Here is a 7,980-nt window from a genome sequence, read left to right on the forward strand (position 1 = left end):
GCCTCGGCTATCGCGGGGATACCCGTTTTCCGCCGCGCCGAAGCACCGGAATCAGTGGTTGTCGCGGGGAATTCCCTTCGTCGCCGCGATGCGCTGGTAGGCCACCGCGGGCCGCAGCACCATGCCGTCGCAGAGCTGGTCGGTCATCGACCGCTGGATCTCCTGCCACGGCGTCTGCGATTCCGGCACCGGGTACCCGCCCGCCTCGGCCAGTTCCCGGTGGCGCCGCGCGAGTTCGTCGTCGGGGATCAGCACGTCGGCGGTGCCGGCGCCGAGGTCGATCCGGACCCGGTCGCCGGTCCGCAGCACGGCGAGGCCGCCGCCCGCCGCGGCCTCGGGGGAGGCGTTGAGGATCGACGGCGACCCGGAGGTGCCCGACTGGCGGCCGTCGCCGAGGCAGGGCAGCTCGTGCACGCCGCGCTTGATCAGCTCGGCGGGCGGGCGCATGTTGACCACCTCCGCCGAACCCGGGTAGCCGAGCGGGCCGGTGCCGCGCATGACCAGCAGCGAGTGCTCGTCGACGCCGAGGTCCGGGTCGTCGATGCGGGCGTGGTAGTCCTCGGGACCGTCGAACACGACCGCGGTGCCCTCGTAGACCCCGCCGGCCAGGTACCGCCGCCGGAACTCCGGCGAGATCACGCTGGACTTCATGATCGCCGCGTCGAACAGGTTGCCCTTCAGCACCAGGAAGCCGGCGTCGGGGGTGAGGGCGGTGTCGAACGTCCGGATGACGTCCCGGTCGCCGGCCTCGGCGGTGCGGCAGTTGTCGCCCAGGGAGCGGCCGTTGACGGTGGGCGCGTCCTCGTGGATCAGGCCGTGCCGCATCAGCTCGTGCACCACGGCCGGGACACCGCCCGCGCGGTGGAACTCCTCGCCGAGGTACTTGCCCGCGGGCTGCAGGTCGACCAGCAGCGGGACGGCGTGGCCGAGCCGCTGCCAGTCGTCGAGGGGCAGGTCGACCCCGATGTGCCGGGCGATCGCGCCGAGGTGGATCGGGGCGTTGGTCGAGCCGCCGATCGCCGAGCTCACCACGATGGCGTTCTCGAAGGCCGCGCGCGTCAGGATGTCCGACGGCTTGAGGTCTTCGCGGACCATCTCGACGATCCGCAGCCCGGTCCGGTAGGCCATCCGCGCGCGGTCGCGGTGCGGGGCCGGGATGGCCGCGCAGCCGGGCAGGCTCATCCCGAGGGCTTCGGCGAGCGCGTTCATCGTCGACGCCGTGCCCATCGTGTTGCAGTGCCCGGGGGAGGGCGCGGACGACGCGACGAGCTCCATGAACCCGGCGTCGTCGATCTCGCCGGCGGCGAGCAGCTCCCGCGCCTTCCAGATGATGGTGCCCGAGCCGGTGCGCTGCCCGTCGAACCAGCCGTTGAGCATCGGGCCACCGGACAGCACGATGGCCGGGAGGTCCACGGTCGCGGCGGCCATCAGGCACGCCGGGGTGGTCTTGTCGCAGCCGGTGGTGAGCACGACACCGTCGATCGGGTAGCCGTAGAGCGTTTCCACCAGGCCGAGGTAGGCGAGATTCCGGTCCAGGGCTGCGGTCGGGCGCTTGCCGGTCTCCTGGATGGGGTGGACCGGGAACTCGATCGCGATCCCGCCGGCCTCGCGGATGCCCTCGCGGGTCCGGTCGGCCAGCTGCAGGTGGTGGCGGTTGCAGGGGGTGAGATCGGAGCCGGTCTGCGCGATGCCGATGATCGGCTTGCCGGACTGCAGCTCCTCCCGGGTCAGGCCCCAGTTCTGGTACCGCTCGAGGTAGAGCGCGGTCATCCCGGGGTCGGCGGGGTTGTTGAACCAAGCTTCGCTGCGCAGTCCCATACCGGCCAGTCTGGCAACGGCGGTTCCGGAATGCACGCCCCGCGAATGCCGCGAATGACTCATTCGGGACCTCCGACGTCCCGAATGAGTCATTCGCGACGTCGGGTTGCCGTGGCGGGCACCCGCGCCGGTGCCCGCCACGATCTCCCCCTCAGCCCAGGCCGTTGAGGCCGATCACCCGGGAGTACCAGTGGGCGCTCTGCTTCGGCGTCCGCCGCTGCGTCGCGTAGTCGACGTGCACCAGGCCGAAGCGCTTCGCGTACCCCTCGGCCCACTCGAAGTTGTCGAGCAGCGACCAGTAGAAGTACCCGCGCAGGTCGACGCCCGCCTGGATCGCGTCGTGACAGGCCCGCAGGTGGGAGTCGAGGAACGCGACGCGGTCGGTGTCGACGATGTCACCGCCGTCGGAGACGACGTCGGGGTAGGCCGCGCCGTTCTCCGTGATGTACAGCGGCACCGACCGGTAGCCGCGGTGTACCTGCAGCAGCGACTCGGTCAGCCCGGCCGGCTGGACCTCCCAGCCGGAGTCGGTGCGGGGTGCCGCCGGGTCCGGGACGAAGTGCACGTCGCCCGCGCCGACCCACTCCGGGCCCGCCGGCTCGCTGCCCGGCACCGGACGGCCCGCGACGCGGTAGTCGCGGTAGTAGTTCACGCCCAGCCAGTCGACGTGCGCGGCGATGACCGCGGGGTCGTCGTCGCGCACGACCGAGCCCAGCCCGAACGGCTCGAGATCGGCGACCAGGTCGTCCGGGTACCCGCCGCGCAGCACCGGGTCGAGGAACAGCCGGTTCTGCAGGCCGTCGATCCGCCGGGCCGCGGAGACGTCGGAGACGTTCGCCGGGTCGTGCGGGGCGACCGGGTACAGGTTCAGCGTGATGCCGGCCGGGGTGCCCGGGGCGTGCTGCCGGATGATGTCCATCGCCAGGCCGTGGCCCAGGAGCAGGTGGTGCGTGGCGGCCACGGCCGCCGGGTGGTCGGTGCGGCCGGGCGCGTGGATGCCGCCCGCGTAGCCGAGCATCGCCGCGCACCACGGCTCGTTGAGCGTCGACCAGCTGGCGACGCGGTCGCCCAGCCGCGCGAGCACGGTCTCGGCGTACTCGGCGAACCGGTAGGCGGTGTCCCGGTTGGTCCAGCCGCCCTGTTCCTCCAGCGCCTGCGGCAGGTCCCAGTGGTACAGCGTCGCCCACGGCTGGATCCCGGACTCGAGCAGGCAGTCGACCAGCCGGTCGTAGAAGGAGAGCCCGGCGGCATTGGCCTCGCCGCCGTCCGGCCGCACCCGCGGCCAGGCCAGCGAGAAGCGGTAGGCACCGAGGTTGAGCCGGCGCATCAGCCCGACGTCTTCGGAGTACCGCCGGTAGTGGTCGGCCGCCGGTTCGCCGTTGTCGCCGCCCCGGACCGCACCCGGGCGGCGGGCGAAGACGTCCCAGACCGAGTCGGTGCGCCCGTCGGCCGTCGTGGCTCCTTCCACCTGGAACGCCGCGGTGGCGGCGCCCCAGACGAAGCCAGGCGGGAACATCAACGCGGTCTCCGCCCGAACGCTGTCGGGATGTACGGACATGTTCACCCTTTCACGGCACCTTGCATGATCCCGGCCACGATCTGGCGGCCGAGGAGGACGAAGACGATGAGGATGGGGATGGTGGCCAGGGTCGTGCCCGCCAGGACGAGCGAATAGTCGACGTAGTAGCCGCTCTGCAGCTTTTCCAGGGCCACCTGGACGGTGGGGTTGCCGGCGTCCAGCACGACGAGCGGCCACAGGAAGTCGTTCCAGGACATCATGAACGTGAACATCGCGAGGATCGCCGCGGCCGGGCGCACCGCGGGCATGCAGACGTTCCAGAAGATCCGGATCATGCTGCAGCCGTCGACGCGCGCGGCCTCGATGAGCTCGTACGGCAGAGCGTCCACTGTGTACTGGCGCATCCAGAAGACGCCGAACGCGGTGACCAGGTTGGGCACGATCACCGCCGTGAGGCTCCCGGTCCAGCCCAGCTCGGACATCGCGATGAACAGCGGGATGATGCCCAGCTGGGTGGGTACCGCGAGCGTGACGACGATGAACACGAACAGCTTGTTCGCACCCCGGAACCGCAGTTTCGCGAAGGCGAACCCGGCCAGCGAGGAGAACAGCACCGTCGTCAGCGTCACCGTGCCGGACACGATGACGCTGTTGGCCAGCGCCTTCCAGAACGGCACGGTGTCGAACACCCGGGCCGCGTTGGCGAAGAAGTTGCCGCCGGGTACGAACGGCGGAATGCGCTCGGTGAGCATCCCGTTGTCGCGGCTGGCCACGAGGAACGACCAGTAGAACGGGAACAGCGAACCGAGCACGAAGATGGCCAGCACGACGTAGGTCGCCTTGCGGGGCTTGCCGAGCGTGGCGACCTTCTGCCGCACTCCGGTCGGCCGGCTCTGGAGTGTCGTCATTTCTTCTTCACCGCCTGGGGACGCGCGATCCGGCCGGTGATGAAGAAGTTCACCAGCGCGATGAGCACGATGATCACGAACAGCACCCAGGCGATCGCCGAGGCGTAGCCGAGATCGGCGTTCTGGAACGCCGTCTGGTAGAGGTAGAGCGTCACGGTCTGGAACTGGTTGGTCGAGCCGCCGTTGTTCGACCCGGGCATGGCGTCGAACAGCTTCGGCTCGGTGAAGATCTGCAGGCCGCCGATCGTCGAGGTGATCGTGACGAAGACCAGCGTCGGCCGCAGCAGCGGCAGGGTGACGTTCCAGAAGCGGCGCCACGTGCCGGCGCCGTCGATCAGCGCCGCCTCGTGCAGTTCCTTCGGGATGGCCTGCATGGCCGCCAGCACGATCAGGGCGTTGTAGCCGGTCCAGCGCCAGTTGACCATGATCGCGATCGCGACGTGGCTGCCGAAGCGGTTGGCCTGCCAGTCGACCGGGTCCAGCCCGATGGTCTGCAGCACGCCGTTGATCAGCCCGTACTTCGGGCCGAACAGGTTGGCGAAGATGATGCCGATGGCGACGAGGCTGGCCGCGTACGGCAGCAGGATGCCCACCCGCCAGCCCGTCGCACCGCGCAGCCGGGCCCCGAGCAGCGCCGCCAGCAGCACCGCGATGATGAGCTGGGGGACGCTGGAGAGCAGGAAGATGCTGATCGTGTTCGTCAGCGCGTTCCAGAACTGCGCGTCGGCGAAGAGCTCCTTGAAGTTGTCGAGGCCGATGAAGTCGGGGGCGTCGGTCCCGGCTTCCCACTTGAACAGCGAGACGTACGCGGTGTAGAGCAGCGGGAACAGCCCGACGATCCCGAAGAGGATGAAGAACGGCGCGATGTAGAGGTACGGCGAGACCTTGACGTCCCACCGGCTCAACCGGTGACGGAAGGTGGGCCGGGGAGACACTCGCTCCCCGGCCTTACTCCCTTCTGGCGCGACCTTGTCGAGGACGGTCATCGGTTCAGCGCGTGATCTTCTTCGCGGCGTCGACCATCTGGTTCCAGCCGTCCGTCGCCGACTTGCCCTGCTCGACCGCCTGCAGGGCCGGGCTGGAGGCGTTCTCCTGGATCTGGCCGTCACCGGGGCCCTTGTACTGCGGCTTCTGCACCTTCTTGGCCTGCTCGGCGAACAGCGCGCCGACCTTCGTGTCGCCGAAGTAGTCGTTGGTGTAGCTCAGCAGCGCCGGGTCGGAGAGCGCCTTGACCTGGCTCGGGAAGGTGCCCTTGGCCTGGAACGCCTTGATCTGCTGCTCCGGCGCGGTCAGCCAGGCCGCGAGCTCGGCGGCCTCCTTCGGGTGCTTCGACTGCGTCGGCACGGTCAGGTACGAACCGCCCCAGTTGCCGCCGCCGCCGGGGAAGGCCGCGGTGACCGCCCACTTGCCCGCGTTCTCGGGGCCGGCCTGCTCCTTGATCACGCCGAGCATCCACGCCGGGCACACCTTCGTGGCGAACGCGCCCTGCTTGAAGCCGGTGTTCCACTCGTTGCTGAACGCGGTGAGCTTGGCCGACTCGCCCTTGGCGACCGCGTCGGTGACCTTGGCCCAGGCGTCCTTGATGCCCTGGTTGTTCTCGACGGCCAGCTTGTCGTCCTTATTGATGTAGCCCTCGGGCAGCTGGTTCACCATCGCGTTGAAGTTCTGGGCGGCGGAGTCGAACCAGGCCTTGCCGTTGCTCTTCTTCACGAAGTCCGCACCGGCGGCGAAGTAGCTGTCCCAGGTGGCGAACAGCGGCTTGACCGCTTCGGGGTCGTCCGGCAGACCGGCGGCCTTGAACATGTCCTTGCGGTAGCACATGGCGAGCGGGCCGATGTCGGTGCCGTAGCCGATGAGCTTGCCGTCCTTGGTCTTGGCGGCGTCGTACTTCCAGGGCAGCCAGCGGTCCGGCGAGGCGTCGGCCGGGCCGATCTTGCTCAGGTCGTTGAACTTCGAACCCTTGTCGAGGAAGTCCGACAGGTGGCCCTCTTCGAGCGCCGTCACGTCGGCGAGGCCGGAGCCCGCGGCCAGCTTCGTGACGAGTTCCTCGTGGTAGGGGCCGCCCTGGCCGGTCTTGCGGTGGGTGATCTTGATGTTGGGGTGCAGCCGCTCGTACTCCGGGATGAGGGCCTCGTAGCCGAACTCGGTGAACGTCGCCAGGGTCAGGTCGACGTGCTCATTCGGGTTCGCCGCCGCCGGTGGGGTCTGCTCACCGCCCCCGCTGCAGGCCGAGGCGCCGAGCGCCGTCATCGTGATGCCCAGTGCCAGGACCAGGCCGTTCCGGATCGTTCTCACGTGTCCAACCACCTTGTTGACGGGAATGAGCGCTCTCACTGCTGGGAGCCGATCTGGGAGCGCTCCCAGGTGTGGCAGAGTCTGCTGGGGGCGTTCACCGGTGTCAAGGGGTTGTAACCGGAGCGTTTCCTGCGAGGAGCGCTCCCGGACGCGCGAGGGCGTGAACGTTAAGCTGAGGCGGTCAGAGTGGCAGAGGGTGAGCGAGGGCGGTGCCGTGGGGCCTCGAGCAGGGGATGAAGAACGGCCGACACTGGAGGACGTCGCGGCGTTCGCCGGCGTGTCGCGGTCGACGGCGTCCCGGGCGTTGAACGACGACGCGTACGTCAGCGCGGCGGCGCGCGAGAAGGTCCTGGCCGCGGCCCGTGACCTGGGCTATTCCCCGAACCAGGCGGCGCGGTCGCTGGTCACGCGCCGCACCGGGGCGATCGCGGTGGTGCTGTCGGAGCCGGAGTCCCGGCTGCTCGACGACCCCTACCGCGCGGCCGTCATGCGGGCCGGCTACCGGGAGCTCGCCGACGTCGGCCGCCAGATGGTGCTGATCTTCAGCGACATCCGCGAGGACCTGAGCCGGACGGTCCGGTTCCTCGAGGGCGGCCACGTCGACGGCGCGCTCGTGTTCGCGCCGCACCGGGCCGACCCGCTGCCCAAGGCGCTGCGGCTGCTGCGCATCCCGGTGGTGTTCGGCGGCCAGGCGGCCGGCATCCGCCGCGGCGTCCACGTCGTCGACTTCGACAACGAGGGCGGCGCCCGGCTGGCGGTCGAGCACCTGGTCGCGGCCGGGCGGCGGCGGATCGCCACGATCGCCGGCCCCCAGGACCAGAGCGCGCCGATCGACCGGCTCGCGGGCTGGCGCAAGACGCTGCTCGACGCCGGGCTCGACCCCGCCGACCTGGCCGAAGAGGCCGACTTCACCCTTTCGGGCGGAGCGAACGCGATGTCGGCCCTGCTGACCCGCCACCCGGACCTCGACGCGGTCTTCGTCGCCAGCGACATGATGGCGGTGGGCGCATTCCGCACGCTGGGCGCGGCCGGCCGCCGCATCCCGGACGACGTCGCGGTGGTCAGCTTCGACGACAACGCCACCCTCGCCCCGGCGATGGACCCGCCCCTGACGTCGGTCCACCAGGACCCCCGCGAGCAGGTCCACGCCATGGTCGAGACCCTGATGCGGCTGCTCGACGACCAGAACCTCAAGCCGCGCCAGCACATCCTCCCGGTCTCCCTGGCGGTCCGCGCCTCAAGCTGACGTGTCGTCCCCCTGAGTACGCGTGTCGTCCACCCAGGTACGCGTGTCGTCCCCTCAATCACGCGTGTGGAGTTGCCCCCTGGGGCCGGACACCTTGATTCCAGACAGTGGTCTGGAGGGAGGATGTCCCGATGTCCCGCAGGTCGAAGTACCCGGAGCAGTTCCGTCGCGACGCGATCGAGCTGGTCAACTCG

Annotated in this window: 6 protein-coding genes; 1 reads left to right on the forward strand and 5 read right to left on the reverse strand. The window is 70.0% G+C overall.

What is annotated here, in order from left to right; genetic code table 11:
- Window positions 1–51 precede the first annotated feature (51 nt).
- The 5 genes from H5965_RS15850 to H5965_RS15870 form a co-directional block, all read right to left on the reverse strand.
- A complete protein-coding gene (locus H5965_RS15850) occupies window positions 52–1,818 on the reverse strand; it encodes an IlvD/Edd family dehydratase (RefSeq protein ID WP_310970566.1) in 1,767 nt (588 codons plus the stop codon).
- Between the two features lie 151 nt (window positions 1,819–1,969).
- Window positions 1,970–3,382 carry a GH1 family beta-glucosidase gene (locus tag H5965_RS15855; protein ID WP_310970568.1) on the reverse strand — a complete coding sequence of 471 codons (1,413 nt, stop codon included), beginning with the start codon at window positions 3,380–3,382 and terminating at the stop codon, window positions 1,970–1,972.
- The gene (locus H5965_RS15860; RefSeq protein ID WP_310970569.1) at window positions 3,379–4,245 is read right to left on the reverse strand and encodes a carbohydrate ABC transporter permease; all 867 of its coding nucleotides are present in this window, start codon (window positions 4,243–4,245) and stop codon (window positions 3,379–3,381) included. The genes H5965_RS15855 and H5965_RS15860 overlap by 4 nt, the downstream gene beginning before the upstream one ends.
- On the reverse strand, window positions 4,242–5,231 hold the full coding sequence (locus H5965_RS15865) for a sugar ABC transporter permease (RefSeq protein WP_310970571.1): 990 nt from the start codon (window positions 5,229–5,231) through the stop codon (window positions 4,242–4,244). Before H5965_RS15865 ends, H5965_RS15860 begins: the two co-directional genes overlap by 4 nt.
- Window positions 5,232–5,235: 4 nt before the next feature.
- Window positions 5,236–6,540 carry an extracellular solute-binding protein gene (locus tag H5965_RS15870; RefSeq protein WP_310970572.1) on the reverse strand — a complete coding sequence of 435 codons (1,305 nt, stop codon included), beginning with the start codon at window positions 6,538–6,540 and terminating at the stop codon, window positions 5,236–5,238.
- A 250-nt stretch (window positions 6,541–6,790) separates the two neighbouring features.
- On the opposite strand from H5965_RS15870, the gene H5965_RS15875 reads away from it, so the two are divergent.
- On the forward strand, window positions 6,791–7,786 hold the full coding sequence (locus H5965_RS15875; protein ID WP_310970612.1) for a LacI family DNA-binding transcriptional regulator: 996 nt from the start codon (window positions 6,791–6,793) through the stop codon (window positions 7,784–7,786).
- Window positions 7,787–7,980: the final 194 nt, after the last annotated feature.

The organism is Amycolatopsis sp. 505 (genome assembly GCF_031625235.1).
Taxonomy (GTDB): domain Bacteria; phylum Actinomycetota; class Actinomycetes; order Mycobacteriales; family Pseudonocardiaceae; genus Amycolatopsis.

Excerpts from the sequence above, each read along its gene's own strand:
- H5965_RS15850 (WP_310970566.1), bottom strand. The coding sequence starts at position 1,818 with ATGGGACTGCGCAGCGAAGCTTGGTTCAACAACCCCGCCGACCCCGGG.
- H5965_RS15860 (WP_310970569.1), bottom strand. The coding sequence starts at position 4,245 with ATGACGACACTCCAGAGCCGGCCGACCGGAGTGCGGCAGAAGGTCGCC.
- H5965_RS15865 (WP_310970571.1), bottom strand. The coding sequence starts at position 5,231 with ATGACCGTCCTCGACAAGGTCGCGCCAGAAGGGAGTAAGGCCGGGGAG.